Below are 26,452 nucleotides of genomic sequence, written 5' to 3' on the forward strand. Positions count from 1 at the left end.
CGAGCAGGCTCGCTCCCACAGGTACTACATCAGACCTGTGGGAGCGAGCCTGCTCGCGAAGCTTTTAAGGTTTAAGCGGGCTTAAAACCATCTGCGCCGGCACCGTGCGCAGAATCTGCTTCTCGATCTCTAGATCGAAATCCGGATTCAGCTTTTTAACCCGTTTGCTCAGCAACGTTGCCAGCCATGGATAATCCGCTGTGCGCGGCGCCTGGATACTCACGGCACACTGGTAATTCACTACATCGGCGGCGATCGCATCGAGTTGCCGCTGCAGTTTGTGAATATCATGGATGTTCAGTGCAACCGTGGTGCTTTCCGCGGTCGGATCTATTACCTTGGCTTTCGGCCGGGCTTCGGCGGCGAGCAACGCAGCCTCGGCCTTCTCCAGCTCGGCTTTGCGCGCTTCGGTGATGGCGCCGTTGACGCCACCGGTCAGCGCCGGCGCCTTGGGCATCAACACACGGGCGCGGCTTAACGCGGTGGCTGCGGCGTTGACATCGCCCTTCTGCAGCACGATCTGACTGCGGCGCAGGTACGCCTCGGCCAGTTGCCGCTGATATTGCTCAAGGGACTGATCGTTGGGGGTTGCGGCCTGCAAAGCGGCCAACTGGTCTTCGGCGGTGGCCAGTTCGCTGCTGGCCAGGCTTTGCTCCAGCTGTGCGATGGCCGTAGCCCGCGCGTCGGGGACTTCAGCCACCGGCGGTGTGCTTTGGCAGGCGCCCAGCAGCACGGAAAATGCGACAAGGAGCAGATAACGGGAGGCGAACGGCTTCATTCCTGCGACTCTCTAATTGCGCAAAAAGCGAGCAAGTCTACACCCCTCGACGGGGCAGAACAAAACTCAGCAGAAACAGTGCGGCGGCCGTCACAACGATTGACGGCCCCGCCGGGGTGTCCTTGAACCACGACAGCGCCAGCCCGCCGCATACCGCGAGCATGCCCAGCAGGCTCGCGCCCAGCGCCATTTGCTCCGGCGAACGGGCGTGACGCTGTGCCGCAGCCGCCGGGATGATCAGCAGCGAAGTAATCAGCAACACGCCGACGATTTTCATCGCCACCGCGATCACCACCGCGATCAACAGCATCAGCGCCATGCGCAGACCGGCCACCGGCAGGCCTTCGACTCGCGCCAGTTCTTCGTGCACGGTGACCGCCAGCAAGGGCCGCCACAGCGTGACCAGCAACACCAGCACCGCCGCCGTGCCGCCGAGAATCCACGCCAGATCGGTCGGGCTGATCGCCAGCAGGTCGCCGAACAGATAGGCCATCAGGTCGATCCGCACTTCATGCATGAAGCTTAGTACCACCAGGCCGAGAGAGAGGGTGCTCGGCGCAAGAATTCCCAACAGCGTGTCGGAGGCCAGCGGCTGACGCTGCTGCAAGGTCACCAGCAACACCGCCAGCAGCAGGCAACCGACCGTCACCGCCACCGTCGGGCTGACATCCAGCAAAAAGCCCAGCGCCACGCCGAGCAACGCGGCGTGGGACAGGGTATCGCCGAAATAAGCCATGCGCCGCCATACCACAAACGAGCCCAACGGCCCTGCCACCAGTGCCAGCGCCAAGCCTGCAAGCAGGGCATACAACAGAAAATCAGCCATGCTTGCAGTGGTCTCCGTGAACATGGGGTTGCCCGGCAACCGGGCCTTTGACCACCGAACCGTGCAGGTCGTGAGCGTGGTCGTGATGGTGGTGATAGATCGCCAGGCTCGGCGCGTTCTTGCCGAACAGTTCGACGAACGCCGGGTCGCCGCTGACCTGCTCGGGATGCCCGGAGCAGCAGACGTGACGATTGAGGCAGACCACCTGATCGGTGGTGCTCATGACCAGATGCAGATCGTGCGAAACCATCAACACACCGCAGCCATGGCGGTCGCGCAGGCGGGTGATCAGGCTGTACAGCTCGGCCTGCCCGGCAACGTCGACGCCTTGTACCGGCTCGTCGAGTACCAGCAGCTCCGGCTCGCGCAGCAATGCCCGAGCGAGCAATACGCGCTGCATTTCACCGCCGGAAACACTTTGCACCGGGCTGTCGATCACATGTTCGGCGCCGACTTCCTTCAACGCGGCCAACGCACGCGGGCGATCAACACCCGGCACCAGGCGCAGAAAGCGCAACACCGAGAGCGGCAGGGTTGGATCAACATGGAGTTTCTGCGGCATGTAGCCAACGCGCAGTTTCGGCTTGCGCCAGACGCTGCCGCTGTCCGGTTTGAGCAGGCCGAGCACGGCGCGCACCAGCGTGGTCTTGCCGGCGCCGTTGGGCCCGATCAGCGTGACGATCTGCCCCGGCTCGACGCTCAGTTCGATGTTGTCCAGCACGGTCTGCCCGGCAAATGTGACGGCGACCTGTTCCAGACGGATCAGCGCGTTGCTCATCAAGCCCCCTGGCAACCGGAGCACAGGCCGACGACTTCGACGGTCTGCGCTTCAACGATGAAACCAACGTCCCTGGCGCTGTTGATGATCGCGTCGCTGATCACTTTTTGTTCGAGCTCGATGGCGGCGTGGCAAACCCGGCAGATCAGGAATTGACCCTGATGCGCATGCTCCGGGTGGACGCAGCCGACGAAGGCGTTGAGCGAGGAGATGCGGTGCACCAGACCGTTTTCCAGAAGGAAATCCAGCGCCCGATAAACGGTCGGTGGCGCGGCGCGGCGACCGTCCTGCTCGCTGAGCACGGCAAGAATGTCGTAGGCGCCCAACGGCTTGTGGCTCTGCCAGACCAGTTCGAGCACCCGCCGGCGCAAGGCAGTCAGGCGCAAGCCTTTCTGGGCGCACAAGGTATCGGCCTCGGACAACGCGCTCTGCACGCAATGTGAGTGGTCGTGGGGACGGCTGGCGATCGGTGTAATAGGCATGGGCGGCGACGAGTTTTGATAGAGACGTTATTATGTTACCCGTTCTCGCCTCCTTGAGTGGTCATCGTGTCCCGAATTTTTTCTGTTTTTGTGGCTTTCATCGCCAGTTTCCTGCTGATCGGTTCGGCTCAGGCCGAGGTCAAAGTACTCACCAGCATCAAGCCGCTGCAGCTGATTGCCGCAGCCGTGCAGGACGGTGTGGCGGTTCCCGAAGTGTTGCTGCCGCCGGGCGCCTCGCCACATAACTATGCGTTGCGCCCGTCCGACGTACGGAAGGTACAGTCGGTCGATTTGCTGTACTGGATCGGCCCGGACATGGAAGGTTTCCTGCCGCGTGTGCTCAACGGTCGCACGTTGCCGAGCGTTGCCGTGCAGGATCTGCCAGGGCTGAAACTGCGGCATTTCGCCGAAGACAACCATTCCCACGCCGAAGAACCTGATGACCATGATCACGATCATCGCCCCGGCTCGCTGGATGCACATTTGTGGCTGTCGCCGGTGAATGCGCGAGTGATCGCCGACAAAATGGCCGCCGACCTGAGCGCTGCCGATCCGGCCAATGCCCAGCGTTATCAGCACAATGCCAAGGCGTTCGATGAGCGTCTGGATGCCTTGGATCAACGCTTGAAGAAGCGTCTGGCCGATGTCGAAGGCAAGCCGTACTTCGTCTTTCACGAGGCATTTGATTATTTCGAAGACGCCTACGGCCTGAAGCACGCCGGAGTGTTCGCGGTAGCGGCTGAAGTGCAGCCGGGCGCCCAACATGTCGCGGCGATGCGCACGCGTTTGCAGGAAGTCGGCAAGACCTGTGTGTTCAGTGAACCACCGCTGCGTCCGCGTTTGGCGGAGACGTTGGTCGCAGGACTGCCGGTGAAGCTGGCGGAGCTGGATGCGCTGGGTGGTTACACGCCAGCGACGGCTCAAGGTTATGAGCAGGTGCTGGAGAAGTTGGGGAATGATCTGGCCGGGTGCCTGGAATCTCTGTAACCCGCACAACCCTGTGGGAGCGAGCTTGCTCGCGAAAGCGGTGGGCCAGTCAACGAATATGCTGAATGTGCCGACGCATTCGCGAGCAAGCTCGCTCCCACAGGTTCGAGTTGCTTTTAGAATTGCTTTAGAGGGCGAAAGGCAACGGTGTACTGACCTGCTGCCGCTGCGCCAGACGCTGCTCAAATTCTCGCGGATCGTGAATCAACACATCCTGTCCGGCAAACTGCTCCGCCGCGATCAACCGCGACAGCCAGAACCGCACACACGCGACGCGCAACATTGTCGGCCACAATTCAGCTTCCGCCGCCGTGAATGGGCGCAGCGCCGCGTAGGCAGCGAGAAACGCTCGCGCACGCGGGCCATCGATCACGCCCTCCTCGTCCGAACACCAGTCATTCAAGGCAATCGCCACGTCGTACAGCATCGGGCCCGAGCAGGCGTTGTAGAAGTCGATCAACCCAGTCAGGTGCGTGCCTTCGAACATTGCGTTGTCGCGAAACAGATCGGCGTGAATATTCGCCCGAGGCAGCGCCAGAATCCGTTCCTTCTGCACGGTGATTTCATCCAGCGCCTTTTGCAGCAAGGCCTGCGGCTCACCGCTCAGGTGCGACAAGAACTCGCCACCCTCCTCCAGCATCCAGTCGAGGCCGCGATCGGTCTTGCGCTTGATCATGCGCTCGCCCTGGGTCGCCAGGTGCAGATGCGCCTGCAGTTCGCCGACTTGCGCGCAATGCTGGGCATTGGCGTCCTTGATGTGCTTGCCGGCCAGACGTGGTTGCAGCAGCGCCGGCTTGCCTTTCAGTTCGCGCAACGCCACGCCGTCCGCAGTCCGTAGCGCGTAGGGCACCGGCAGATCAGCTTGGTGCAGCACATCGAGCAGGTCGATGAAAAACGGCATCTCCTGCACCGGCCCGCGCTCGACCAGGGTCAGGACAAACTCGCCCTGCTCCAGGCTGACGAAGAAGTTGGTGTTTTCGCTGCCGGCGGCGATCCCCTGGAAATCGAGCAGACGGCCGAGCCCGTAAGGGGCGAGAAAGGTTTCCAGCTCGGGCCGAGCCAGGGGCGTGAACACAGACATGGTTAAAAACTGCTCAGTTCAGGCGTCGCGAAGCGACGCCGATTAAAAAGTCGGGAATCTTACTTCCAGGTAAAGATTTCCCACGACGGAATCAGCATATCCGGCTGGTCAGATCGGATGTAATTGGCGTCCGAACCATCGGCGCGCACCAAAAAATACGGTTTGCCTTTCTTGGGTGTGACCTTGATCGCATAGACGAAGCCATTCCGGCTGTATTCCTGAATGGTCTTGTCGCCGTCCGTACGGATGGTGACCTCAGGGTCTCCCCCCGGCGCATCATCCGCCGCCATCGCGGCCAACGGTGAGACAGCAATCAGACCGACCAGCAGCAAGCGATTTAACGTACGCATGATAACCTTGTCCCTTTGTCGTCAACGGTCCCGCTATTCTAGCCCCGGACCCGCCGAAAAGGTTGATCCTGCTCATGAGCCAAGCCCCCCTCGTCCTGGTGGACGGTTCGTCTTACCTGTACCGCGCCTTCCATGCGCTGCCACCGCTGACCACGTCCAAAGGCCTGCCGACCGGTGCGGTCAAGGGCGTGCTGAACATGCTCAAGAGTCTGCGCAAGCAGTACCCGGACAGCCCTTTCGCCGTGGTGTTCGACGCCAAGGGCGGGACATTTCGCGATGAGATGTACGCCGAATACAAAGCCAACCGCCCAAGCATGCCCGACGACATGCGCGTGCAGATCGAGCCGCTGCACCAGAGCGTGATCGCCCTTGGTTTCCCGCTGCTGTGCGTGGACGGCGTCGAGGCCGACGACGTCATCGGCACCCTCGCCCGCAGCAGCGCAGCGGCGGATCGCCCGGTGATCATCTCGACCGGCGACAAGGACATGGCGCAACTGGTCGACGGCCACATTACCTTGGTCAACACCATGTCCGGTAGCTCGATGGATGTGGAGGGCGTGAAGGAGAAATTCGGCGTCGCTCCGGAGCAGATCATCGATTATCTGGCGTTGATGGGCGATTCGTCCGACAACATTCCGGGCGTTCCCGGCATCGGCCCGAAAACCGCGTCCGGCCTGTTGGTCGGGGTCAATGGCGGCCTCACTGAGCTGTACGCCAACCTCGACATCGTCCCGACCCTGCCGATTCGCGGCGCCAAGACCCTGCCCGCCAAGCTCGAAGAGCACAAGGAGATGGCATTCCTCTCCTACCAATTGGCGACCATCAAGATCGACGTGCCGCTGGATATCGGCCTCGACGATCTACAGATGGGTCCGGAAGACCCAGCCAAACTGTACGAGTTGTACTCCCTGCTGGAATTCAAGAGCTGGCTGAACGACCTTGATCGCGACGCCAAGCGCCTGGAACTCAGCGCGGCGGCTGAACCGGCGCCCGCACATGATCTGTTCAGCGCGCCACTGGCCGAGGCAGCCGCGATCCCTACTGAAGCGGCGTACGAAACCATCCTTGATCAGGCACGCTTTGACGTCTGGCTGGAAAAGCTGCGCAACGCCAAGCTGTTCGCCTTCGACACCGAAACCACCGGCATCGACGCGCAGCAGGCGCAACTGGTCGGCCTGTCGTTTGCCGTACAGGCCAACGAAGCCGCCTATATCCCGCTGACCCACTCCTACATCGGCGTGCCAGAGCAACTGGACCGCGACACGGTGTTGCGCGCACTGAAACCGATTCTCGAAGATCCGAACAAACTGAAAGTCGGCCAGCACGCCAAGTTCGACATGAACATTCTGGCCAACTGCGCCATCGGTGGTGATCAGAACGAAGGCATCAGCGTGCGCGGGATTGCCTACGACACCATGCTTGAGTCCTACGTGCTCAACTCCACTGCAACCCGCCACGACATGGACAGCCTCGCGCTGAAATACCTGGACCACACTACCGTGAGCTTCCAGGACATTGCCGGCAAAGGCGCCAAGCAGCTGACGTTCGACCAGATCGCACTGGAACAGGCCGGGCCGTACGCCGCCGAAGACGCCGACATCACCCTGCGCCTGCATCAGGCGCTGGTGGAAAAACTCAATGCCATTCCGAGTCTGGCCAGCGTGCTGACCGATATCGAGATGCCGCTGGTGCCGGTCCTGGCGCGCATCGAGCGCCAGGGCGCCTTTGTCGACGCCGAACTGCTGGGTATTCAGAGCATCGAGCTGGGCAACAAGATGGTCGCGCTGGAGCGCGAAGCGTTCGAAATCGCCGGTGAAGAATTCAACCTGGGTTCGCCGAAACAGCTGGGCGTGATCCTCTACGAGAAACTCGGCCTGCCGGTGCTGAAGAAGACCGCCAAAGGCCAGCCGTCTACCGCCGAAGAAGTGCTGGCGAAACTCGCCGAGGACGATCATCGTTTGCCGAAGGTGCTGATGGAGCACCGTTCGATGAGCAAGCTGAAAAGCACCTACACCGATCGCCTGCCGGAGCAGATCAACCCACGCACCGGGCGCATCCACACCTCGTACCATCAGGCTGTGGCGTCGACCGGTCGCCTGTCCTCCAGCGATCCTAACCTGCAGAACATCCCGGTGCGCACCGCTGAGGGCCGGCGCATCCGCCAGGCTTTTGTGGCGCCCAAAGGCTATAAATTGCTGGCGGCGGACTACTCGCAGATCGAGCTGCGGATCATGGCGCACCTGTCTCGCGACGAAGGTTTGATGAATGCCTTCCGCAACAATCTGGACGTGCACACCGCGACCGCTGCCGAAGTGTTCAAGGTCGAGTTGCATGAGGTGAGTTCCGACCAGCGTCGCAGCGCCAAAGCCATCAACTTCGGTCTGATCTACGGCATGGGCGCGCAAAAACTGGGCAAGGACATCGGCGTCGACACCAAGACCGCCAAGGCCTACATCGACACCTACTTCGCCCGTTATCCGGGGGTTCGCGAGTACATGGAGCGCACCCGCGCGCAGGCGGCGGATCAGGGCTACGTCGAGACTTTCTTCGGCCGTCGCCTGTACCTGCCAGAGATCAACTCGAACAAGCCGCAGGAACGTGCCGCCGCCGAGCGCACGGCGATCAACGCGCCGATGCAGGGCACCGCCGCTGACATCATCAAGAAAGCCATGGTCGCGGTGGACAACTGGCTGGCGACGTCCGGGCTCGATGCCCGCGTCATCCTGCAGGTGCACGACGAACTGGTGCTGGAGGTGCGCGAGGATCTGGTCGAGCAGGTCAGCGCCGAGATTCGTCAGCACATGAGCGAAGCGGCGACACTGGATGTGCCATTGCTGGTGGAAGTGGGTGTGGGCAACAACTGGGATGAGGCGCACTGAGCCGTGTGTCCTGCCGCGACCACCGTCGCGGCAAGCCCCATGAAACGGGCTTAGACCTGAACGCGCTGGGACCTATTCCAAACTTTTCGAAAAAAATCTGAACTAATCTGGCGACCGAACACTCAGAGGTACTGAATGGCTGGTGAAGCCCTTCGATGCTCCTATGTTGTGTTAAGTGTTGGCAGATATCTGAACCCCGCCCTAGCGGTTCGGAACTTGAACCCCGGAATTCTACCTCCCCACTGAATCCCGGGGCTTTTTTTGCCCAAAAATTGGCTGTAGCGCGTTCATGCTGCGTTGAAAGCACAGCTCAAATGCTCATTTAGGTCCCCTAAACTCCGCTTTTCGCTGCGCTTTCGCCTTGCCTGAACACACTACAACCAATTTTCCCCCATTCTGAATCTACTCGGCGGCCTCGGTGTTTTTGTCTGCCAGTTCCATCCAGTCGGCCAGGACGGTGTAGGCCTCCTCCAGGCCCATGCGTTTTGGCGCGGAGAAGAGCTGGATGGTGATCGAGTCGCCCCAGCCTTTGCGAATTTCCGATTGTACTTTCAGCAGCGTGTTTTTTGCCGCGCCATAGGTGAGCTTGTCGGCCTTGGTCAGCAGGATGTGCATCGGCATGCCGGCGGCGACAGCCCAGTCGAGCATCAGCAGATCGAAATCGGTCATTGGATGGCGGATGTCCATCATCAGAATCAGACCTTTCAAACTCTCCCGACCACCGAGGTAAGCCTCAAGGTGGCGCTGCCAGTGTTGCTTGAGCGGGATCGGTACTTTTGCGTAACCGTAGCCCGGCAGGTCGACCAGACGCCGATCATCGTCTAGCTTGAAGAAATTCAATAGCTGTGTGCGACCCGGGGTTTTCGAGGTCCGCGCCAGGCTGGCGTGCGTCAAAGTGTTCAGTGCGCTGGATTTACCGGCGTTGGAACGACCGGCAAACGCCACTTCGAAGCCTTCGTCGTCAGGGCATTGATCGACTTTGGCGGCACTGAGCATGAACGTGGACTGTTGGCACAGGCCGAGGATGGGATTCTTGAGTTGCATGGGATTTCCGATGTGGGCGGCGCCGGGATTGGGCGCGGAACGCGGTGTCGCTTCCGTTTCAGTGACGCCAGTATATAATGCCGCAGATTTTGTGTGTGCTTTGTCCCAGCGAAGGATGAAGTTCACGAGAGCGACGGACCTTGATTGCGCACTAGAACGCAGATCGCTCTCAACCCTGAAAAGGTCGTTTTATGACGAAATGGCTGCTGGCTGCCGGAGTCTTGATGCCGCTTTACAGCGCACAGGCTACACAGGATCCGGAAGCAGTGTACAACCGTGTTTGTGGTGCCTGTCATTCCGGCCAACTACCCATGGCGCCCGCAAGAGGCGATCAGGAAGCTTGGACGCCGAGGTTGGCGAAAGGTATGGGGACGCTGGTGCAACACGTGACCCAGGGTTTCAAGGCGATGCCGCCGCGTGGTTTGTGCATGGACTGCAGTGCCGAGGATTACCAGGCCATCATCCTGTGGATGAGCGAGAGTAAACCCGGTCCATAACTTAACCCTTAGCCGTAGTTGGATTAGCTGATGAACAAACTGATCGTGAGTCTGCTGTTGACCGTGGGAATTTCAGGCTTCGCCCATGCTGCCGGCGATGCCGCAGCAGGCCAGGCAAAAGCGGCCGTATGTGGAGCCTGCCATGGCCCGGACGGCAACAGCATGGCACCCAACTTTCCGAAACTGGCCGGGCAAGGCGAACGCTACCTGACCAAGCAACTGAAAGAAATCAAGGATGGTAAGCGGGTCGTGCTGGAAATGACCGGTTTGCTGACCAACCTCAATGATCAGGACCTGGCTGACCTCGCGGCGTATTTTGCCAGCCAGAAAGGCAGCGTCGGCGCCGCCGATCCGAAACTCGTCGCACGCGGCGAAGCGCTGTTTCGCGGCGGCAACCTGGACAAGGGCCTGCCTGCCTGCACCGGCTGCCACTCGCCGAACGGTTCTGGCAACGCCGCCGCCGGCTTCCCGCATCTGGGCGGCCAGCACGCGCAGTACATCACCAAGCAGCTGACCGATTTCCGCAAGGAAGAAGGCGGCCGCGCCAATGACGGTGACGCGATGACCATGCGCACCATCGCCCGCAAGCTGAGCGACGAAGACATCGCGGCCGTTTCCAGCTACATCCAGGGCCTGCACTGAGGCCTGGTTTCGAGCGTTGAGCGAGGCGGACATCTGCGGCAACGTTAACGCTCGATTAATCCGTCGCAGCAAGTATAAAAAGGGTGGCTTTGGCCGCCCTTTTTTGTGGCCGCTGCCGTTACACTACAGCACTCATGCCCGCCAGGACCTGTCTTTAAACAGGTCGAGCGAGGCGACCCAAATTGTTCAGGAGTAAAGCATGCGTAATCTGATCATCAGCGCCGCCCTCGTCGCTGCCAGCCTGTTCGGCGTCACCGCCCAGGCCGCTGAAGCCCCTGCCGCCCCTTATGTCGAACTGGCCAACCCGGTTCCGGTTGCAGAGCCTGGCAAGATCGAAGTGGTCGAGCTGTTCTGGTATGGCTGCCCGCACTGCTATGCGTTCGAGCCGGTGATCAATCCCTGGGTTGAAAAACTGCCTTCCGATGTCAACTTCGTGCGCATCCCGGCGATGTTCGGCGGCCCGTGGGACGCACACGGCCAAATGTTCCTGACCCTCGAAGCCATGGGTGTCGAGCACAAGGTTCACGCGGCGGTATTCAACGCCATTCAGAAAGAACACAAGAAGCTGACCGACAAGAACGACATGGCTGACTTCCTCGCCACTCAAGGCGTGGACAAGGACAAGTTCCTCGCCACCTTCGACTCGTTCGCCATCAAAGGCCAGATCGTCAAGGCCCGTGAACTGGCCAAGAAGTACGAAATCACAGGCGTGCCAACCATGATCGTCAACGGCAAGTACCGTTTCGACATCGGCTCGGCAGGTGGTGCCGAACAAGCGCTGAAACTGGCTGACGACCTCGTCGCCAAAGAGCGAGCGGCGACCAAGGCGGCTGCCAACTAAGCGCGGCCCTCGCCATGCGCCGCTGGAAGTCTGAACGCAGCGTTGGCCTGCATGATCCGCAGGTCAACGAGCATCACCTGGCGTCTACGGGCTTGCCCGCGGACCAGCGTCTGCGCTTGCTCAGCTTCAACATCCAGGTCGGCATCAGCACCGAGCGCTATCGGCATTACCTGACCCGCAGCTGGCAACATCTGCTGCCGCACACCGGGCGCTCGGGCAATCTGCAAAAGATCGGTGAACTGCTCGGCGACTTCGATCTGGTCGCCCTGCAGGAAGCCGATGGCGGCAGCCTGCGCTCAGGCTACGTCAATCAGGTCGAACATCTGGCCCAGCTCGGCGCCTTCCCCTATTGGTATCAACAACTCAACCGCAACCTCGGCCGACTGGCGCAGCACAGCAACGGCGTGCTCAGTCGACTCAAGCCGTGGGCGATCGAAGATCATCCGCTGCCCGGGCCGAAAGGTCGCGGTGCGATTCTGCTGCGCTTCGGCGAAGGCCCGGAAGCGCTGGTGGTGGTGATGATGCACCTGGCCCTTGGCGCGCGTACGCGCAGCCTGCAACTGGCCTATATTCGTGAGTTGATCGGTGGCTACAAGCATCAAGTCTTGATGGGTGACATGAACACCCATGCCAGCGATCTGCTGCAACACTCCCCGTTACGCGATCTTGGCCTGCTGGCCCCGCAGGTGGAAGCGACCTTCCCCAGCTGGCGTCCTCAGCGCTGCCTTGATCATATTCTGCTCAGCCCGACCCTGACCCTGGAAAAGGTCGAAGTGCTGGCACAACCGATTTCCGATCACCTGCCGGTCGCGGTAGAGATTCGTCTGCCGGGCTCGCTCACGGCCGATGCATTGCCCGCGTTGAGTCCTGACCTTCGCGGAAGCCCCGAATGAGCGACGACGCCCAGCGCTGGAAAGAGAAATACCTTAAAAGCATCGAACAACAGGACAAGCTCGAACGGCGCTGGGCCGCCCGCCTCGATTTGCTGCGCCGCGGTCTGGTACGCAGCACCCTGGCGGCGGAAGGCACCGACAAGGCGGTCGATCAGTGCATGAAAGAGATGCGCGACGTGGTGCGCACCGACGACATGGACGCAGGCCTCGCCGCCCTGCTGCCACGCCTGGAAAAAGCCGTGCTCGATTCCGAGCAGCGCCGGGAAACCCGTATCGAACAAGTCAGCACCGCACTGACGTCGCTGGTCACGCAGCTACAGGCCTTGCCGCTGCCGCGTGAAGTCGCGCAGCCTTTGAAGAAATTCGCCAAGCAACTGGACGGCCGCGTCAGCTCGGCGCGGGAAATGCCGTTGTTGCTCAGCGAATTGAGTGGTCTGCAGGGCAAGGCGTTGAGCCAGCTGGAAACCCCGGCTGAACCCGGTCGTCCGGGCTTGCTGCAACGCTTGTTCGGCAATCGGGAGAATCCCGAGGTAACTGCGCCAGAAGCAGCCGCATCGACGGCGCAAGCTGCGGCGCCCATCGAGGCACAAGCAACAGCACATCTCGAACCAGAATTGGCGCCACCAGTACCGGCTGCGCCGATGACCGTAGCACCCGCCGCCCCGATCAGTGAATCAGCTGACGAAACGCCCCTGCCGGTAGCGCAGCACCCTGTTAAACCGAACGAGGCGGTGGCTTTCGTGCCGCCCACCATTGCCAGCGACGCCTTCGCCCAACCGACCGAGCCGCCAGCGCAGCCCTTCGAACCCGCGCCGGTGTTCGCCACGGATGCCGTTCCGCCACGCGCCGCGTTCAACCCCGACGAACTGATCCATCCCGGCGATCCCGCACCGCTGATGCTAGACAGCCTGCCGCTGCCCGAGCCGATCGCCCAGGCCTTGGCCGCGATCGACCCGGAGCAGTCCGAAGAGGACATCCTGTTCGCCCTGCCGGATTCCCCGGAGCCGTCCTACAGTTCCGTCGCCCGCCACATCGAAGACACGCTGATCGGCCTGCTCGACGATCTGACGCTGCCGGAACGTCACCGCCCACAAGCCGAAGCCATGCGTGATCGGCTCAAACATGGCTTGAACTGGTACGAGTTGATCCCGATCCTCGACGATCTCGCGACACTGATGCTGGCGATCACCGACAGCGGCCAGCACGAGTTCGAAGCGTATCTGCAACAACTCAATGAACGCCTCGAAGCGTTTCAGAGCAACCTGCAAGCCGCCAGCGATGGCCACGCCGACAACAGCTCGGCGGCGCGGGCGATGGACACGCAGATCCGCGAGCAGGTCGACGGCTTGCAGACCAGCGTGCAGGAAGCGGCGGATCTGGACGACCTCAAGCAAGTATTGGAAAACCATCTTGAAGGCCTGCTCGGCACCATGGACCAGCACCGGCAGCAGCGCGACGCCCGCGAACAGGAAGTGGCGGCGCGACTCAAAGGCTTGTCCGAGCGCGTGGCGCACATGGAACAGGAAGCCCTGGGCTTTCGCGAACACCTGGAAGAGCAACGCCAGAAAGCTCTGATCGACCCGCTCACCGGCCTGCCCAACCGCGCCGCCTGGAGCGAACGCCTCGAACATGAAATCAAGCAATGGCAGCAGCACGGCAACACCTTGAGCCTGGCGATGCTCGACCTTGACCACTTCAAGCGGATCAACGACAGCTATGGCCATCTGGCCGGTGACAAAGTGTTGAAGATCATCGCCACGGTGTTGCGCAAACGCCTGCGCGGTTCTGACTTCATCGCGCGTTTTGGCGGTGAGGAATTCGTTCTGCTGCTGCCCGCCACACCGCCGGCGGTCGGCGCGAAACTGCTGGAAGCGTTGCGAGCGGCGATCGAAGCGTGCCCGTTTCACTTCAAAGGCGAGCGCGTGACGATCACCATTTCCATGGGGTTGGCTTCATTTAAAGCCGGGGAACATAGTGATCTTGTGTTGAAAAGAGCTGATCAGGCGCTGTATCGGGCAAAAAATGCAGGGCGCAATCGAGTCGAGCTGGGTTGAGCAAATTGTTCCATTTTGTTTAATTCCGCTCGCTGACCGTCGATACACAAGGCATTACGTTACACTGTTGCATTAACGTCTCCCGTGTACTCTTTTCTGCCATGAAATTTTTCGCCCTTATTGCTTCGTTGCTCGTTCTGGCCGGTTGCGCCAGTGGCCCGCGTTATGACACCAGCCATCCCTCGGCCAATTACGACAGCCGCATCCAGTTCGTTGTCGTTCATTACACCTCGGCCTCGCTGGAGCGGTCCCTGCAGTTGCTGACCCTCGGTGAGGTCAGCAGCCATTACCTGATCGGCGACGACAAGGTCGGCACCGTCTACAAGCTGGTGGATGAAAACCAGCGCGCCTGGCACGCCGGTGAAAGCCAGTGGCAGGGACGTACCTGGCTCAACTCCAGCTCGATCGGCATCGAAATCGTCAATCCCGGTTTCAAGGACACCCCGACCGGGCGCCTGTGGTATCCCTACAGCGAAGCGCAGATTCAATCGCTGGTCGCCCTGCTCAAGGACATCAGCAAGCGCAACGGTATCAGTCCTCAGCACATCATCGGCCACAGCGACATCGCGCCGCTGCGAAAACTCGATCCAGGCCCATTGTTTCCATGGAAGCGTCTCGCCGCCGAAGGCCTTGGCCGATGGCCGAACGAACAAGCGGTGGCGCGACAGCAAGCAATATTCAACAGCGGCGAGCTGCCAAGCATCAGTTGGTTCCAGTCACAGCTGGCACGCGCGGGGTACGACACGCCGCAGACCGGCGAACTGGACATCGCCACTCGTCACGTCCTCGCGGCGTTCCAGATGCATTACCGCCCTGCGCGTTTCGACGGCACGCCAGACGCGCAAACTGCAGCGCTGCTGCTGGTCCTCAATCAGACAAAATAATGACGCCCGCCCGACGGTCAGCGCAAATTCGCAATCAGCAGCTATAACTCATTGGTAATTCTTCGGATATCTCCTGATGGCTGCTACCCGAGAGACACTGCGTAGCTGGTTTTATCGCCCGGTGTTTTTGGCGATGATCGCGGCTGTCCTCAGTACCAGCCTGCTGATCGCCGGCGCAATGTTCGTCGCGATGCGTCAAGTCGAGCAGAATGAAAGCCAGGAAATGAATGCTCAGGGTGAGCGATTTCTCGCGCGTCTTGAACAATTGTTCGGCCAGCTGCGCGAAAGCCTCGATGATCTCGAGGCCCAGCCATTGCGCAGTTGCGACGATGAAATGATTGCCACCCTGCAACAAGTCACGTTCAACTATCGCTTCGTTTACGAAGCGGCCTATACGGATGCCGCGCAGACCTGCTCGAACCGTCCGCGTCAGGAAATCCTCTCGAGCGCTCGGGCGCCGGACATCACTGGCCCGACCTACAGCTATTGGCTGAACACCACCACGGAACCCGACGAAAACCGCGCGGCGCTGATGCTCGGGCGCGGCAATTTCCGCGTGGCCACCTCGCGCGGGCACCTCACCGACATGGTCGACCTGTCGCCGGGCAGCAGTTTGCTGGTGGTACTCGATCACGGCACGCGGGCTATTCCGGTGCTGGGCCAGGCGCAGGTATGGCCGCCTACCGAACCGTGGCCGCCGAAAGCCAGCGCTGCCTTGCAGGTCACGCAAACACGCCTGATCTACCGCATGCCCACCGACAACCCGGAATATCAGTTGGTGTTGATCGCGCCACGAACCGGCATGCACATTCCCATCGTATGGTGGTGGGTGGTCCCGCTGTGCCTGGTGCTTGGCGGCTTTGTCGGGTTCTGCGTGTTTTTGCTGGTGCGCCAGCGCCAGTCGCTCGACGCAGAATTGCACGGGGCGATTCGGCGTGGTGAGTTGCAGGTGCTCTACCAACCGATTTTCGACCTCGACAGCCGAAATTGTGTGGGCGCCGAAGCCCTGCTGCGCTGGCGGCGACCGGACGGCACGCTAACCAGCCCTGACCTGTTTATCCCGATGGCAGAAAACACCGGGCAAATTCGGCAGATGACCGACTTTGTCCTGCAGCGCTTGCTGGAGCAACTGGGGCAGCTATTGCGGGCCAATCCACAGCTTTATATTTCGGTTAACCTCGCTGCGTGCGACGTGATGGTGCCCCGCGTAGGCCAGGTCATGGCGCGCCTGCTGGCTCTGCACCGGGTCGCGGCGCGCCAGATTGCTTTCGAAGTCACCGAGCGCGGGCTGGTCGATGTGGTGGTAGCACGGGAAAATCTGCAAGCCTTGCGCGATGTCGGCCACCAGGTACTGATCGACGATTTCGGCACCGGCTATTGCAGCCTTGCCTACCTGCAGACATTGCCTGTGGATTGTCTGAAAATCGACAAGGCGTTCATTGACGCCCTCGGTCATGACGCGGCGAGCAGCGGCGTCGCGCCGCATATCATTCATATGGCCCAGGCACTGGATCTGAAGGTGATCGCCGAAGGCATCGAGCTGGAATCGCAAGCGCAACTGCTCAGCAGTGAAGGGGTGAAGTTCGGCCAGGGCTGGCTGTTTGCCCATGCACTGAGCGCGGTGCAGTTCATCGAACTGATCACCCGTGGTCGACGCCTCGTCGGGCGACGCATCGATGATGAAGCCTAGAAAGATCAAGGCAGTTTCGATCAGTGCCTAAACGGCCAGGGCCATATAAAACTGCGTGCCCTGCCCCGGCCGCGAATACACGCCCATGCGGCCACCGTGCAGTTGGACAATCTCCTTGCACAGCGCCAGCCCGAGCCCGGCGCCGCCCTTCTTGCGGCCGACCTGCACGAACGGTTCGAAGATTCGCCCTTGCTGGCCGTAGGCGATGCCTTCGCCGTTGTCTTCGACACTGATGATCACCCGCTCGCCGTGCCGACGCGCCTGCAAGCGGATCTGCCCGTCGCGCGCGGTGTGACGCAAGGCATTGTCGATCAGGTTGTCGAGGACCCGATCCAGTTGCGCCTGATCGGCCTGCAAGCGTGGCAACGGTCCCTGCACTTCGACCTTCAAGGCAATGCCTTTGGCCTCTGCTGCCTCGGCGAAGCGCAGTTGCGCCTGTTCCAACAGGTCCTCGATGGAACAGGGTGCGAGCGTGAGTTTCTGCAAGCCGTTCTGGTAGCGAGAGAAGTTGAGCAGGTCGTTAATCAACTGCATCAGGCGCTGCATCTCTTCGTTGACCGTGTCGAGCAAGTCCGCTTCGCGCGACTCTTCAGGGAATTTCGCCCGCTCGCGGAACAGGCCGAACGCCATGTGCATGCCGGTGACCGGCGTGCGCAGCTCGTGGGAGGCACGCAGGACAAACTCGCTGCGCACTCGTTCGAAGGCACGCTGCTCGGTGACATCGTGCAGCACCATCACAGCGCCGAGAATATGCCCTTGGGTATGGCTGACGGGCGTCAGGCTGTAGGTCAGCAAACGCGATTCGCCATCGATTTCGATGCTCAGATCGTCTGGCGCACGCTCTAGCGTGCCACCGCGCAACACCAGTTGCAGCTGCGCATCCAGTTCGGGCCTGCCAAGTGCGGTGCCCAGGCCTTGACCGAGACGGTCGTCTTCCCAACCCAGTTGCCGCTGGGCAACCGGATTAAGGTGCTCCAGTTGCCCTTGGCGATCAATCATCAACAAGCCGTCATCGATGCTGTCGAGGACCGCTTGCAGGCGTTGCTGCCCGGCCAGCAGCTCATCGACGTTGGTCGCCTGGTGCTCGCGCAAGGCCTCGGCCATCTGCCCGAAACGTTTGGTTAGCTGATTCAGTTCCAGCGATGAGGACACCGGCAAAGTCACGTCGTATTTGCCTTTGCCGATTTCGTCCGCCGCTTGCGCCAGCGCTTCGATCGGCGCGCCAAAACGCCGGGCCACGCCATGGGCGGTGACAAATCCGATGATCAGCACGGCGAGCCCCACCAGCCCGAGCAGGCCGGCGATCAACAGGGCACGATCGCGTGCGTCGTTCTGCACGCCGTTGATCTTATCCAGTGCGTGTTTGTGTTCGGTGATCAGCCCGTTGCGCAGAATATTGAAGCGTTCTCTGAAATCGGCGCTGGAGCTTGCGGCGTTGGTGGGGTCGCGAGACAGATCGAAGGCTTGCAGGAAACTCAGGTAGTCGGCCTTGGCCTGGCTGAAGCCATATTGGCGCTCGCCATCGTGCTGCTCTTGGGCGATACCCTCGTCGAGCAACTGGAAGTAATGCTGTTTGGAGGCCTCGAACGCGACGGGATCAGGCTTTTCCGCGAGCATGATGATCAGTTGATCGCCCAAGGTCTGACGCAACTTGAGCCCCAGCTCAAGGGTGACGAAGTTGCTGCGCACCAACGCTTCTTGCGTTCCGGCCATCTGCATCACGCTGACCAGCCCGAGCAGCAGCCCGAGCAAGGCCACGGTGATCAGTGCGGAAATGCTCAGGAACAAACGGGTCCGCAACTTCATCGCCAGTTTCATCGCCGGGCGCTCACAGGTTGTACTGCTTGCGCTTGCGATACAGGGTCGAAGCGTCGATACCCAGGGTCTTGGCGGCTTGGTCGAGGGTGCCGGCGGTCGCGAGGACGGCGCCGATATGGGCTTTTTCCAGTTCGTCGAGGCTCAGTGCTGCGCCGACCCGTGGCGCGTTGTTGGCCGGTTGCTCGGCCATGCCGAGGTGGCTGATTTCCACACGTTCCTGCGGGCAAATGATACTGGCCCGCTCGACCACGTTGCGCAGTTCGCGAATGTTGCCGGGCCAACGGTAGCCGAGCAGCGCCTCGCGGGCCTCGTCACTGAAACCACGCGCCGGGCGCGCGTACTCTTTGACGAAACGCGCCAGGAAGCGGTCGGCCAGGGTCAGGATGTCCTCGGCACGCTCACGCAATGGCGGCAGATGCAGCGTGATGACGTTGAGGCGATAGAGCAAATCTTCACGGAAGCGTCCGTCGCGAACCATGTCTTCGAGGTTCAGATTGGTCGCCGCCAGAATCCGCACATCGGCGCGGCGGGTGACCGGGTCGCCGACGCGCTCGTATTCCTTGTCCTGAATGAAACGCAGCAGTTTAGGCTGCAAAGTCAGGGGAAAATCGCCGATCTCGTCGAGAAACAGCGTACCGCCATCCGCCTGATTGACCCGGCCCAAGGTGCTTTCGCTGGCGCCGGTGAAAGCGCCGCGGCTGTGGCCGAACAGTTCGCTTTCCATCAGTTCGGCGGTCAGCGATGGGCAGTTGATGGTTACGCAGGATTTCTTCTCGCGCTTGCTCCAACCGTGAATGGCGCGAGCCAGCTCACCCTTACCGGTGCCGGACTCGCCGAGAATCAGAATATTGGCGTCGGTGCTGGCAACCTGGCGAGCGGTTTCGAGCACAACTTTCATGGCCGGACTGTGGGAGTCGAGGCCGTCCTTGGGTTTGCGGATTTCGCCTTCGAGCGCTTCAAGGCGCGCCGACAGTCGGCGCACTTCCAGTTGCTTGGCGGTGGCCAGACGCAATTGGTCAGGGCTGCAGGGTTTCACCAGATAATCCGCCGCGCCCGCCTGAATGGCGTCTACAGCGGTATCGACCGCCGAGTGCGCGGTGACGATGACCACGCGCATCCAAGGCGCCTGGATACGCATTTGCGCCAGTACATCCAGACCGTTGTCTTCACCCAGACGTAAATCAAGGAAGCACAGATCGAACACCTGGCGTTGCAGCAATGCCTCGGCCTGGGCCGCACTGTTGGCGGTGGCCACCGTATAACCTTCGTCTTCGAGGCAATAACGGAAGGTACGCAGGATGGCGGATTCGTCGTCCACCAGCAGAATGCGGCCTTGATGCTCAGTGGCAGATTCCATTTTTCCTACGCTCCATAGTGATTGGTCTTGGGTTAGTCCCGGAAAAATCGGGCAAGTTGCATGGTTTATTCTGAACGATGCCAGCCATAGGAGGGTAGCCCTCTCCAGCCGATACGGCCAATACGTTGATTTTCTTGATTTTTTAATCCGCCACGGTTTTGCAGGGCTTCTCCTGCGTACATCTCTGACATCTGCGACGTGCTCTTCATTCCGTAGGACCGAAATCTCCTACGAAATAATCGTGCAATCCGCACGACGCCGGATAACCCCATCGTGCAGGATGCGTCGCCCGGGCTTTTCTGTATATCTATAACTTACTGATTTAAAAGGATATTTTAGACATCAGAAAACTGGCATGCAGGCTGCAATAACTGTTTCAGCCCGGGCAGATCAGCACTGCCCCAACCGAACAAGAGTGAGGAACCCAGGATGACTCGCCAACGTGCCGCCCACATGCGTCTCTCGCCACTGCATATCCAGCAAAGTCTTTTCGCTGTGCTGGCGCTGCTGATCACCCTGATCGCCTGCCAGCAATACCTGCGCTGGGAAAACAGCCAGCAGCCGGAAGCGCCATTGGTGTCCATGCAGCATGCAACGCAGAGCCATTTCAGCGCCGTCAGCAGCACGCAGGACGAGCGTGCTTCGATGCACATGATGGCAGTCGATCAGGCACAACCGCTGGATCAACTGCCGCGCCAAGAACGTTGGGTTTTCTGACTCGCTAAAACCGATTCGGGCGCGCCGCGCCGGAACACGTAACACCCCTAAATAGAGAAGTAAGGAGAATCACCATGTTGAGCTGGGCAATTACATTCTTGATCATTGCCATCATCGCCGCCGTACTGGGCTTCGGTGGTATCGCGGGCACCGCCACGGGTATCGCCAAGATTCTCTTTGTCGTGTTCCTGGTGATGTTCATCGCTTCCTTCTTCTTTGGCCGTCGCGGCCGAGGTTAACGATGACAGTCTTGAAGACGCTGGCCGCCGCCCTGCTCCTGGGCGGCAGTGCCATGGCGATGGCGGCCAATGACGGCCAGACGCGGGTCAATGAACTGCTCGCGTCCGATGCGCAATACCGGGAAACCTGGGAAGGCGTGATCAAAAAGGAGGAGCGCGTACCGGAGTGGGTGATCAACCTGACCGGCACCTCGGAACAGCAGATGAACGCGGTCACTGAAGACGGCGATAAATATCTGGTGGGCCCGCTCTGCGAGAGTCAGGACAAATGTCTGAACCATCGCTTGATCGTCGCCTTCAGCTTCGACAAAGACGACGCTTACGCCATGCTGGTCGATGTGCCGGAAGGTCTGCCGCAGGACAAGTCGCCGACGCGACATGCCACCTACCGCTTCTTCGGCAAACCCGACCAGGGCATGCAGGATCTGCTGATGGAAACCTTGAAGAAAGATCCGAAGTGGTACTGATTCGAACATGAAGGCAGCAGCCCTGCTGCTTTCCATTGCGCCCATCCGAGGAGGATCGGTGCATGACCAGGGGGCCGGGACGTTCTGACTGTTACAGGGTCGGAGTGACCTACGGGTACAGGGAGTGCCTGCGCGAGGGCCGGGTCAGGGCAAGTAAAAGCTGCGTCGCAGGTTCGTCGGCCGATCATGGCTCGACGGACTTGCGCTGAGCTTCCCTACCCGCGAAATGCTTGATCCAGAGCGACCACCTCGATCATTTAATTGTCGACACTGCCCGTGCAAATATTACGCGGTGTTTCCTGACGACCGTATATCGCCAAAGAAACCGTTTAAACAGTGGGACTTCTAGTCTCCTCACGTAGGCTTTTTCGCAAAATTTCTGGCGACATTTTCCCCTCGCGAATTGACCGATCTACGCTGGGATGGCCGGTTCACGGCACTTATGTCGGCTGAAATGTCACAATCGAACCGGTTGGGACGCCAGTTTCAATTGAAAAAGCTCATGCCGATTCGGCATAGGGTAGGCATTTACGGCATTAGACGGCGCAACCTTGCATCGGAATAGTTGCGCCTTTTTTCGCCTGCCGAAGAGCCGTAAACACGCGCTTCGGGGCACCTTATACGGAGGCAGATGCACAGACTTTTCCGCTGATGAGCGTTCCAGTTCCTGCATGTGCCTGAGTCAAACGCAAGTAAGGGTAAAGATAATGAAGAAGGCAAAGCTTAGCCTCGCCTGGCAGATCCTCATCGGTCTGGTATTGGGGATTGCAATCGGTGCGTTGCTCAACCACTTCAGTGCCGAAAAGGCGTGGTGGGTCAGCAATGTCCTGCAACCGGCAGGCGATATCTTTATCCGTCTGATCAAGATGATCGTGATCCCGATCGTCATTTCTTCCCTGATCGTCGGCATTGCCGGCGTCGGCGACGCCAAGAAGCTCGGGCGTATTGGCCTGAAGACGATTCTCTACTTCGAAATCGTCACCACTATCGCCATCGTCGTCGGCCTGCTGCTGGCCAACCTGTTCCATCCGGGTGCCGGCATCGACATGAGCACCCTGGGCACGGTGGATATCTCGAAGTACCAGGCGACCGCCGCCGAAGTGCAGCATGAACACGCGTTCATCGAGACCATCCTCAACCTGATCCCGTCGAACATCTTCGCGGCCATGGCTCGCGGTGAAATGCTGCCGATCATTTTCTTCTCGGTGCTGTTCGGTCTCGGCCTGTCGAGCCTTCAGTCGGATCTGCGCGAGCCGCTGGTGAAGACGTTCCAGGGCGTCTCGGAAAGCATGTTCAAGGTCACCCACATGATCATGAACTATGCGCCGATCGGCGTGTTCGCACTGATCGCGGTCACCGTCGCCAACTTCGGCTTCGCGTCCCTGGTGCCGCTGGCGAAACTGGTAATCCTGGTTTACGTCGCCATCGCCTTCTTCGCCTTCGTGGTGCTGGGCCTGATCGCCAAACTGTTTGGCTTCTCGGTGCTCAAGCTGATGCGCATCTTCAAGGATGAGCTGGTGCTGGCCTACTCCACCGCCTCCTCGGAAACCGTGCTGCCACGGGTGATCGAGAAGATGGAAGCCTACGGCGCACCGAAAGCCATTTGCAGCTTCGTGGTACCGACCGGTTACTCATTCAACCTCGACGGTTCGACCCTGTATCAGTCGATCGCGGCGATTTTCATTGCCCAGCTGTACGGCATCGACCTGTCGATCAGCCAGCAACTGCTGCTGGTGCTGACCCTGATGGTCACCTCCAAAGGCATCGCCGGCGTACCGGGCGTGTCCTTCGTCGTGCTGCTGGCGACCTTGGGCAGCGTCGGTATTCCGCTGGAGGGCCTGGCCTTCATCGCCGGTGTCGACCGTGTCATGGACATGGCCCGTACCGCGCTGAACGTGATCGGCAACGCCCTGGCGGTGCTGGTGATCTCGCGTTGGGAAGGCATGTACGACGATGCCAAGGGCGAGCGCTACTGGAACTCCCTGCCGCACTGGCGCAGCAAGGAAAAATTGCCGGCGGGCGAAATTTCCAAGAGCTGACACAAAACCCTGTGGGAGCGAGCTTGCTCGCGAAGGCGGCGTATCAAACGACAGAAATGTTGAATGGACTGGCCTCTTCGCGAGCAAGCTCGCTCCCACAGTGATAGATGCAAGTCGTATCAACAAACCCCGGAGCAATCCGGGGTTTGTCGTTTCTGGCCACCCCGCTATCATTCGCGGCATTCTTCGGGGGATTTGACTGATGCTTAATGGCCTGTGGCTTGGCTTCTTCATCGTGGCAGCCGTGTCGGCGCTGGCGCAGTGGCTGATCGGCGGCAATGCCGGGATCTTCGCGGCGATGGTAGAAAGCATCTTCGCCATGGCCAAGCTTTCGGTCGAAGTCATGGTGCTGCTGTTCGGCACCCTCACCCTCTGGCTGGGTTTTCTGCGCATCGCCGAGAAGGCCGGGATCGTCGAATGGCTGGCCAAAGTGCTCGGGCCGCTGTTTCTGCGGCTGATGCCGGAAGTGCCGCCCGGTCACCCTGCCCTCGGCCTGATCACCCTGAACTTCGCCGCCAACGGTCTGGGCCTCGACAACGCCGCGACCCCCATAGGCCTGAAAGCCATGAAAGCGCTGCAGGAACTCAATCCCAGCGCTACCATCGCCAGCAACGCACAGATCCTGTTTCTGGTGCTCAACGCCTCCTCTCTGACCCTGCTGCCGGTGACGATCTTCATGTACCGCGCCCAGCAAGGCGCGGCCGACCCGACTCTGGTGTTCCTGCCGATCCTGCTGGCGACCAGTTGCTCGACCATCGTTGGTTTCCTTTCGGTGGCGTTCATGCAACGGCTGCGCATCTGGGACCCGGTGGTGCTGGCCTACCTGATTCCCGGCGCCCTCGCCCTCGGCGGTTTCATGGCCCTGCTCGGCACGCTTTCCGCCACTGCGCTGGCGGGATTGTCGTCAATCCTCGGCAATCTCACGCTGTTCGGCTTGATCATGCTGTTTCTGGTGATCGGCGCATTGCGCAAGGTCAAGGTCTACGAAGCATTCGTCGAAGGCGCTAAGGAAGGCTTCGACGTGGCGAAAAATCTGCTGCCATATCTGGTGGCGATGCTTTGCGCGGTGGGCGTGTTGCGTGCATCGGGCGCGCTGGATTTCGGTCTCGATGGCATCCGTCATCTGGTCGAGTGGGCCGGTTGGGACACGCGCTTCGTCGATGCGTTGCCGACGGCGATGGTCAAACCGTTTTCCGGCAGCGCGGCCAGAGCGCTGCTTATCGAGACCATGCAGACCTCGGGTGTGGACAGCTTCCCGGCGCTGGTCGCTGCGACGGTGCAGGGCAGTACCGAAACGACGTTTTATGTGCTGGCGGTGTATTTCGGCGCGGTGGGGATTCAGCGCGCGCGGCATGCGGTGGGGTGTGCGTTGCTGGCGGAGTTTGCCGGGGTGGTTGGTGCGATTGGCGTCTGCTACTGGTTCTTCGGCTGAGCAAAATTCCCATGTGGGAGCGAGCCTGCTCGCGAAGACGGAGTGTCAGTCAACGCTTAAGTGACTGATACACAGCTTTCGCGAGCAGGCTCGCTCCCACAGGGATTGTGTTGTGTCAGCGCGGTTGTGGGGCGAGTTTTTGGCCTTGTTCGACCGCCCAGGCGACGACTTTGGCCGTAAGTCGATCACTGGCCTGGCCGAACCCGGCCACCACTGCGGTGACCTGCACTGCGCTCAACGGCTGGCGTTCTTCGAAGCGTCGACTGGCGAGTATCCGCTGGTCATAGCCGCGCACCAGCAACGCATCGACGCGCACCACGACGCTGGCCTGGGTGCCCTGATACTCGGTCTGAAATGCCTGCAAACTGCCGCCCAGTTCAAGATCCGCCTGAAAATTGCTGTCATCAGTGCTGAGCAACGTCACCCGGCCGTCACGCTGAAAACCGTCGAGCAGGCGGTTGCGCAGCAGCACCGGCGCCGGATCGCTCCAGCGCGAGCCCTTGTAACTGCTGATCACGTCACCCTGTGGAATCACCGCGATGCTCGGTCGATTCAGCGCTTCGCTGGCCTGCAATTTGTTCAGCCGCAACGACCACGACTGAGTGGCCGCCGGACCGGCCGAGGCGGGTGCCGCGGCGGCGGGCAGGCGATAGACATCCGAGGGTTCCGCCTGCGGCAGGATCGAGCACGCGCCGAGCAAGGTCAGGCCTGCGCCGAGGAGGGCGATTCGGGTCAGTTTCATGGGGTGAATTCCTTGTTCTTGTCGCTGCCCAGCAAGTAGCCGCTGGGGTTGGCCTCAAGGCGTTGGGAGATGGCGCGCAGCGAGGTCAGGGTCTCGCGCAGTTCGCGGATCGCCGGCGCCAGGCCATTGAGGCCTTGCATGCCGTTATCCAGCGAATTCTGGTTTTTGCTGAGCAGGCCATTGATGGTCACGCTGCTTTGCTCCAGCGACTTCATCGCCTGCTCGGCGCTGCCCAGGGCCTGCTTGCCCTGATCGTTGAGCAAGCCGTTGGCGTTGCGCATCAGCAGCGAGGTCTGTTCGAGCATGCTGCCGGCCTGCTTGCCGACGCTCGCCAGTTGCTGCATGGCCTGCTTGATGTCGCCACGCTGGTCATTAATGGTGCTCGTGGTCTGTTCGAGGTGGGCGAGGGTCTTGCTCACCCGCTCGACGTTCTCGGCCGAGAACATGTGATTGGCGTTTTGCAGCAAGGCGCTGATGCCGGTCATCAAATCGCTGCTGTCGTTGAGCAGGCGCGAGATAGGCGAGGGCGAGGCGACGAGGGTCGGCAACTGACCGTCATGCCCGCGCAATTTCGGGCTCTCGGGCGTGCCGCCGCTGAGCTGGATGATCGAGGTGCCGGTGATCCCGGTCAGCGCCAGTTTGGCCTGGGTGTCTTCCTTGACTGGCGTGTCGCCCGCCAGACGAATGCGCGCCAGCACCCGGCGCGGGTCTTGCGGGTCGAGGCGCAGGCTGACCACGTCGCCGACCTTGATCCCGCTGTACTGCACCGAACTGCCCTTGGACAGGCCGCTGACCGCCTCGTTGAACACCACTTCGTAATCCTTGAACTCGGTGTCAACGCTGGACTTGGCCAGGAACAGACCGAAGAGCAGGGCGCCTGCCACCACGATCACCGTGAACAGGCCGATCAACACATGATGGGCTCGGGTTTCCAT

The 26,452-nt window shown here is 60.6% G+C and carries 25 protein-coding genes; 14 read left to right on the top strand and 11 right to left on the bottom strand.

The features are described from left to right. Window positions 1-64: 64 nt before the first annotated feature. Genes V6F91_RS09440 through V6F91_RS09455 form a run of 4 tightly spaced genes read right to left on the bottom strand, consistent with a single transcriptional unit; the run spans window position 65 to window position 2,864 of the window. Window positions 65-778 (bottom strand): PA5502 family lipoprotein, encoded by a 714-nt coding sequence (locus V6F91_RS09440; protein WP_332763755.1) that lies wholly within the window; start codon window positions 776-778, stop codon window positions 65-67. 37 nt (window positions 779-815) lie between these two features. Beyond that, on the bottom strand, window positions 816-1,604 hold the full coding sequence (znuB, locus tag V6F91_RS09445; RefSeq protein WP_090287957.1) for a zinc ABC transporter permease subunit ZnuB: 789 nt from the start codon (window positions 1,602-1,604) through the stop codon (window positions 816-818). Continuing rightward, window positions 1,597-2,382 (bottom strand): zinc ABC transporter ATP-binding protein ZnuC, encoded by a 786-nt coding sequence (gene znuC, locus V6F91_RS09450; protein WP_093096270.1) that lies wholly within the window; start codon window positions 2,380-2,382, stop codon window positions 1,597-1,599. Before znuC ends, znuB begins: the two co-directional genes overlap by 8 nt. Beyond that, a complete protein-coding gene (locus V6F91_RS09455) occupies window positions 2,382-2,864 on the bottom strand; it encodes a Fur family transcriptional regulator (RefSeq protein ID WP_332763759.1) in 483 nt (160 codons plus the stop codon). Before V6F91_RS09455 ends, znuC begins: the two co-directional genes overlap by 1 nt. A 66-nt stretch (window positions 2,865-2,930) precedes the next feature. Between V6F91_RS09455 and V6F91_RS09460 the strand changes: the two genes are divergently transcribed. Then, window positions 2,931-3,851 (top strand): zinc ABC transporter substrate-binding protein, encoded by a 921-nt coding sequence (locus V6F91_RS09460; protein WP_332763761.1) that lies wholly within the window; start codon window positions 2,931-2,933, stop codon window positions 3,849-3,851. Window positions 3,852-3,978: 127 nt separating this feature from the next. Here V6F91_RS09460 and V6F91_RS09465 read toward each other — a convergent pair whose 3' ends face one another. Together V6F91_RS09465 and V6F91_RS09470 are read right to left on the bottom strand one after the other, a co-directional pair. Next, the gene (locus V6F91_RS09465; protein WP_332763763.1) at window positions 3,979-4,932 is read right to left on the bottom strand and encodes a homoserine kinase; all 954 of its coding nucleotides are present in this window, start codon (window positions 4,930-4,932) and stop codon (window positions 3,979-3,981) included. Window positions 4,933-4,991: 59 nt separating this feature from the next. Continuing rightward, window positions 4,992-5,282: a DUF2782 domain-containing protein gene (locus V6F91_RS09470; RefSeq protein ID WP_090287949.1), complete on the bottom strand. Its 291-nt coding sequence runs from the start codon at window positions 5,280-5,282 to the stop codon at window positions 4,992-4,994. Window positions 5,283-5,356: 74 nt separating this feature from the next. On the opposite strand from V6F91_RS09470, the gene polA reads away from it, so the two are divergent. After that, a complete protein-coding gene (gene polA, locus V6F91_RS09475; RefSeq protein WP_332763766.1) occupies window positions 5,357-8,161 on the top strand; it encodes a DNA polymerase I in 2,805 nt (934 codons plus the stop codon). A 402-nt stretch (window positions 8,162-8,563) separates the two neighbouring features. On the opposite strand, the gene yihA is transcribed toward polA, so the two are convergent. After that, window positions 8,564-9,205, bottom strand: a complete 642-nt coding sequence (gene yihA / locus V6F91_RS09480) for a ribosome biogenesis GTP-binding protein YihA/YsxC (protein WP_123417616.1) — start codon at window positions 9,203-9,205, stop codon at window positions 8,564-8,566. 191 nt (window positions 9,206-9,396) lie between these two features. Between yihA and V6F91_RS09485 the strand changes: the two genes are divergently transcribed. The 7 genes from V6F91_RS09485 to V6F91_RS09515 all read left to right on the top strand — a co-directional run bounded on the left by V6F91_RS09485 (window position 9,397) and on the right by V6F91_RS09515 (window position 16,706). Next, window positions 9,397-9,702 carry a c-type cytochrome gene (locus V6F91_RS09485; protein WP_016772347.1) on the top strand — a complete coding sequence of 102 codons (306 nt, stop codon included), beginning with the start codon at window positions 9,397-9,399 and terminating at the stop codon, window positions 9,700-9,702. Window positions 9,703-9,732: 30 nt separating this feature from the next. Further along, the gene (locus tag V6F91_RS09490) at window positions 9,733-10,344 is read left to right on the top strand and encodes a c-type cytochrome (protein ID WP_332763772.1); all 612 of its coding nucleotides are present in this window, start codon (window positions 9,733-9,735) and stop codon (window positions 10,342-10,344) included. A 199-nt stretch (window positions 10,345-10,543) separates the two neighbouring features. Then, the gene (locus V6F91_RS09495) at window positions 10,544-11,185 is read left to right on the top strand and encodes a thiol:disulfide interchange protein DsbA/DsbL (RefSeq protein ID WP_332763773.1); all 642 of its coding nucleotides are present in this window, start codon (window positions 10,544-10,546) and stop codon (window positions 11,183-11,185) included. A gap of 14 nt (window positions 11,186-11,199) precedes the next feature. Continuing rightward, on the top strand, window positions 11,200-12,078 hold the full coding sequence (locus tag V6F91_RS09500; protein WP_332763776.1) for an endonuclease/exonuclease/phosphatase family protein: 879 nt from the start codon (window positions 11,200-11,202) through the stop codon (window positions 12,076-12,078). Next, the gene (locus V6F91_RS09505; RefSeq protein WP_332763777.1) at window positions 12,075-14,132 is read left to right on the top strand and encodes a diguanylate cyclase; all 2,058 of its coding nucleotides are present in this window, start codon (window positions 12,075-12,077) and stop codon (window positions 14,130-14,132) included. The genes V6F91_RS09500 and V6F91_RS09505 overlap by 4 nt, the downstream gene beginning before the upstream one ends. 101 nt (window positions 14,133-14,233) lie before the next feature. After that, window positions 14,234-15,016 (top strand): N-acetylmuramoyl-L-alanine amidase, encoded by a 783-nt coding sequence (locus V6F91_RS09510; protein WP_332763779.1) that lies wholly within the window; start codon window positions 14,234-14,236, stop codon window positions 15,014-15,016. Window positions 15,017-15,092: 76 nt separating this feature from the next. Continuing rightward, a complete protein-coding gene (locus tag V6F91_RS09515; RefSeq protein ID WP_332763781.1) occupies window positions 15,093-16,706 on the top strand; it encodes an EAL domain-containing protein in 1,614 nt (537 codons plus the stop codon). 27 nt (window positions 16,707-16,733) lie between these two features. Here the strand turns inward: V6F91_RS09515 and V6F91_RS09520 are convergent, their stop codons facing one another. Then, window positions 16,734-18,524 carry an ATP-binding protein gene (locus tag V6F91_RS09520; protein WP_332763783.1) on the bottom strand — a complete coding sequence of 597 codons (1,791 nt, stop codon included), beginning with the start codon at window positions 18,522-18,524 and terminating at the stop codon, window positions 16,734-16,736. A 10-nt stretch (window positions 18,525-18,534) separates the two neighbouring features. After that, window positions 18,535-19,881, bottom strand: a complete 1,347-nt coding sequence (gene algB / locus V6F91_RS09525) for a sigma-54-dependent response regulator transcription factor AlgB (RefSeq protein WP_093096334.1) — start codon at window positions 19,879-19,881, stop codon at window positions 18,535-18,537. Window positions 19,882-20,310: 429 nt separating this feature from the next. Here algB and V6F91_RS09530 point away from each other — a divergent pair, with 429 nt between their 5' ends. The 5 genes from V6F91_RS09530 (at window position 20,311) to V6F91_RS09550 (ending at window position 24,775) form a co-directional block, all read left to right on the top strand. Beyond that, complete coding sequence (locus tag V6F91_RS09530; RefSeq protein WP_332763787.1) at window positions 20,311-20,598, top strand: hypothetical protein; 288 nt, start codon at window positions 20,311-20,313, stop codon at window positions 20,596-20,598. 74 nt (window positions 20,599-20,672) lie between these two features. Further along, window positions 20,673-20,837: a DUF1328 domain-containing protein gene (locus V6F91_RS09535; protein WP_003177151.1), complete on the top strand. Its 165-nt coding sequence runs from the start codon at window positions 20,673-20,675 to the stop codon at window positions 20,835-20,837. A 2-nt stretch (window positions 20,838-20,839) separates the two neighbouring features. Beyond that, window positions 20,840-21,304 (top strand): inhibitor of vertebrate lysozyme family protein, encoded by a 465-nt coding sequence (locus tag V6F91_RS09540; protein WP_258451040.1) that lies wholly within the window; start codon window positions 20,840-20,842, stop codon window positions 21,302-21,304. A 707-nt stretch (window positions 21,305-22,011) separates the two neighbouring features. Continuing rightward, window positions 22,012-23,343 (top strand): glutamate/aspartate:proton symporter GltP, encoded by a 1,332-nt coding sequence (gltP, locus tag V6F91_RS09545; RefSeq protein WP_332763792.1) that lies wholly within the window; start codon window positions 22,012-22,014, stop codon window positions 23,341-23,343. 202 nt (window positions 23,344-23,545) lie between these two features. Then, window positions 23,546-24,775, top strand: coding sequence for a nucleoside recognition domain-containing protein (locus V6F91_RS09550; RefSeq protein WP_332763794.1), 1,230 nt, complete (start codon window positions 23,546-23,548; stop codon window positions 24,773-24,775). A 115-nt stretch (window positions 24,776-24,890) separates the two neighbouring features. Here the strand turns inward: V6F91_RS09550 and V6F91_RS09555 are convergent, their stop codons facing one another. Beyond that, on the bottom strand, window positions 24,891-25,517 hold the full coding sequence (locus V6F91_RS09555; RefSeq protein ID WP_332763796.1) for an ABC-type transport auxiliary lipoprotein family protein: 627 nt from the start codon (window positions 25,515-25,517) through the stop codon (window positions 24,891-24,893). Then, window positions 25,514-26,452, bottom strand: a complete 939-nt coding sequence (locus tag V6F91_RS09560; RefSeq protein ID WP_332763799.1) for an MlaD family protein — start codon at window positions 26,450-26,452, stop codon at window positions 25,514-25,516. Before V6F91_RS09560 ends, V6F91_RS09555 begins: the two co-directional genes overlap by 4 nt.

It is taken from the genome of Pseudomonas koreensis (assembly GCF_036668835.1).
Classification (GTDB): Bacteria; Pseudomonadota; Gammaproteobacteria; order Pseudomonadales; family Pseudomonadaceae; genus Aquipseudomonas; species Aquipseudomonas koreensis_I.

What these genes read in the sequence shown, in the direction of transcription:
- V6F91_RS09440 (WP_332763755.1), bottom strand. Translation starts at nt 778, where the DNA reads ATGAAGCCGTTCGCCTCCCGTTATCTGCTCCTTGTCGCATTTTCCGTG.
- znuB (WP_090287957.1), bottom strand. Translation starts at nt 1,604, where the DNA reads ATGGCTGATTTTCTGTTGTATGCCCTGCTTGCAGGCTTGGCGCTGGCA.
- znuC (WP_093096270.1), bottom strand. Translation starts at nt 2,382, where the DNA reads ATGAGCAACGCGCTGATCCGTCTGGAACAGGTCGCCGTCACATTTGCC.
- V6F91_RS09455 (WP_332763759.1), bottom strand. Translation starts at nt 2,864, where the DNA reads ATGCCTATTACACCGATCGCCAGCCGTCCCCACGACCACTCACATTGC.
- V6F91_RS09465 (WP_332763763.1), bottom strand. Translation starts at nt 4,932, where the DNA reads ATGTCTGTGTTCACGCCCCTGGCTCGGCCCGAGCTGGAAACCTTTCTC.
- V6F91_RS09470 (WP_090287949.1), bottom strand. Translation starts at nt 5,282, where the DNA reads ATGCGTACGTTAAATCGCTTGCTGCTGGTCGGTCTGATTGCTGTCTCA.
- polA (WP_332763766.1), top strand. Translation starts at nt 5,357, where the DNA reads ATGAGCCAAGCCCCCCTCGTCCTGGTGGACGGTTCGTCTTACCTGTAC.
- yihA (WP_123417616.1), bottom strand. Translation starts at nt 9,205, where the DNA reads ATGCAACTCAAGAATCCCATCCTCGGCCTGTGCCAACAGTCCACGTTC.
- V6F91_RS09485 (WP_016772347.1), top strand. Translation starts at nt 9,397, where the DNA reads ATGACGAAATGGCTGCTGGCTGCCGGAGTCTTGATGCCGCTTTACAGC.
- V6F91_RS09490 (WP_332763772.1), top strand. Translation starts at nt 9,733, where the DNA reads ATGAACAAACTGATCGTGAGTCTGCTGTTGACCGTGGGAATTTCAGGC.
- V6F91_RS09495 (WP_332763773.1), top strand. Translation starts at nt 10,544, where the DNA reads ATGCGTAATCTGATCATCAGCGCCGCCCTCGTCGCTGCCAGCCTGTTC.
- V6F91_RS09500 (WP_332763776.1), top strand. Translation starts at nt 11,200, where the DNA reads ATGCGCCGCTGGAAGTCTGAACGCAGCGTTGGCCTGCATGATCCGCAG.
- V6F91_RS09505 (WP_332763777.1), top strand. Translation starts at nt 12,075, where the DNA reads ATGAGCGACGACGCCCAGCGCTGGAAAGAGAAATACCTTAAAAGCATC.
- V6F91_RS09510 (WP_332763779.1), top strand. Translation starts at nt 14,234, where the DNA reads ATGAAATTTTTCGCCCTTATTGCTTCGTTGCTCGTTCTGGCCGGTTGC.
- V6F91_RS09515 (WP_332763781.1), top strand. Translation starts at nt 15,093, where the DNA reads ATGGCTGCTACCCGAGAGACACTGCGTAGCTGGTTTTATCGCCCGGTG.
- V6F91_RS09520 (WP_332763783.1), bottom strand. Translation starts at nt 18,524, where the DNA reads ATGAAACTGGCGATGAAGTTGCGGACCCGTTTGTTCCTGAGCATTTCC.
- algB (WP_093096334.1), bottom strand. Translation starts at nt 19,881, where the DNA reads ATGGAATCTGCCACTGAGCATCAAGGCCGCATTCTGCTGGTGGACGAC.
- V6F91_RS09530 (WP_332763787.1), top strand. Translation starts at nt 20,311, where the DNA reads ATGACTCGCCAACGTGCCGCCCACATGCGTCTCTCGCCACTGCATATC.
- V6F91_RS09535 (WP_003177151.1), top strand. Translation starts at nt 20,673, where the DNA reads ATGTTGAGCTGGGCAATTACATTCTTGATCATTGCCATCATCGCCGCC.
- V6F91_RS09540 (WP_258451040.1), top strand. Translation starts at nt 20,840, where the DNA reads ATGACAGTCTTGAAGACGCTGGCCGCCGCCCTGCTCCTGGGCGGCAGT.
- gltP (WP_332763792.1), top strand. Translation starts at nt 22,012, where the DNA reads ATGAAGAAGGCAAAGCTTAGCCTCGCCTGGCAGATCCTCATCGGTCTG.
- V6F91_RS09550 (WP_332763794.1), top strand. Translation starts at nt 23,546, where the DNA reads ATGCTTAATGGCCTGTGGCTTGGCTTCTTCATCGTGGCAGCCGTGTCG.
- V6F91_RS09555 (WP_332763796.1), bottom strand. Translation starts at nt 25,517, where the DNA reads ATGAAACTGACCCGAATCGCCCTCCTCGGCGCAGGCCTGACCTTGCTC.
- V6F91_RS09560 (WP_332763799.1), bottom strand. Translation starts at nt 26,452, where the DNA reads ATGGAAACCCGAGCCCATCATGTGTTGATCGGCCTGTTCACGGTGATC.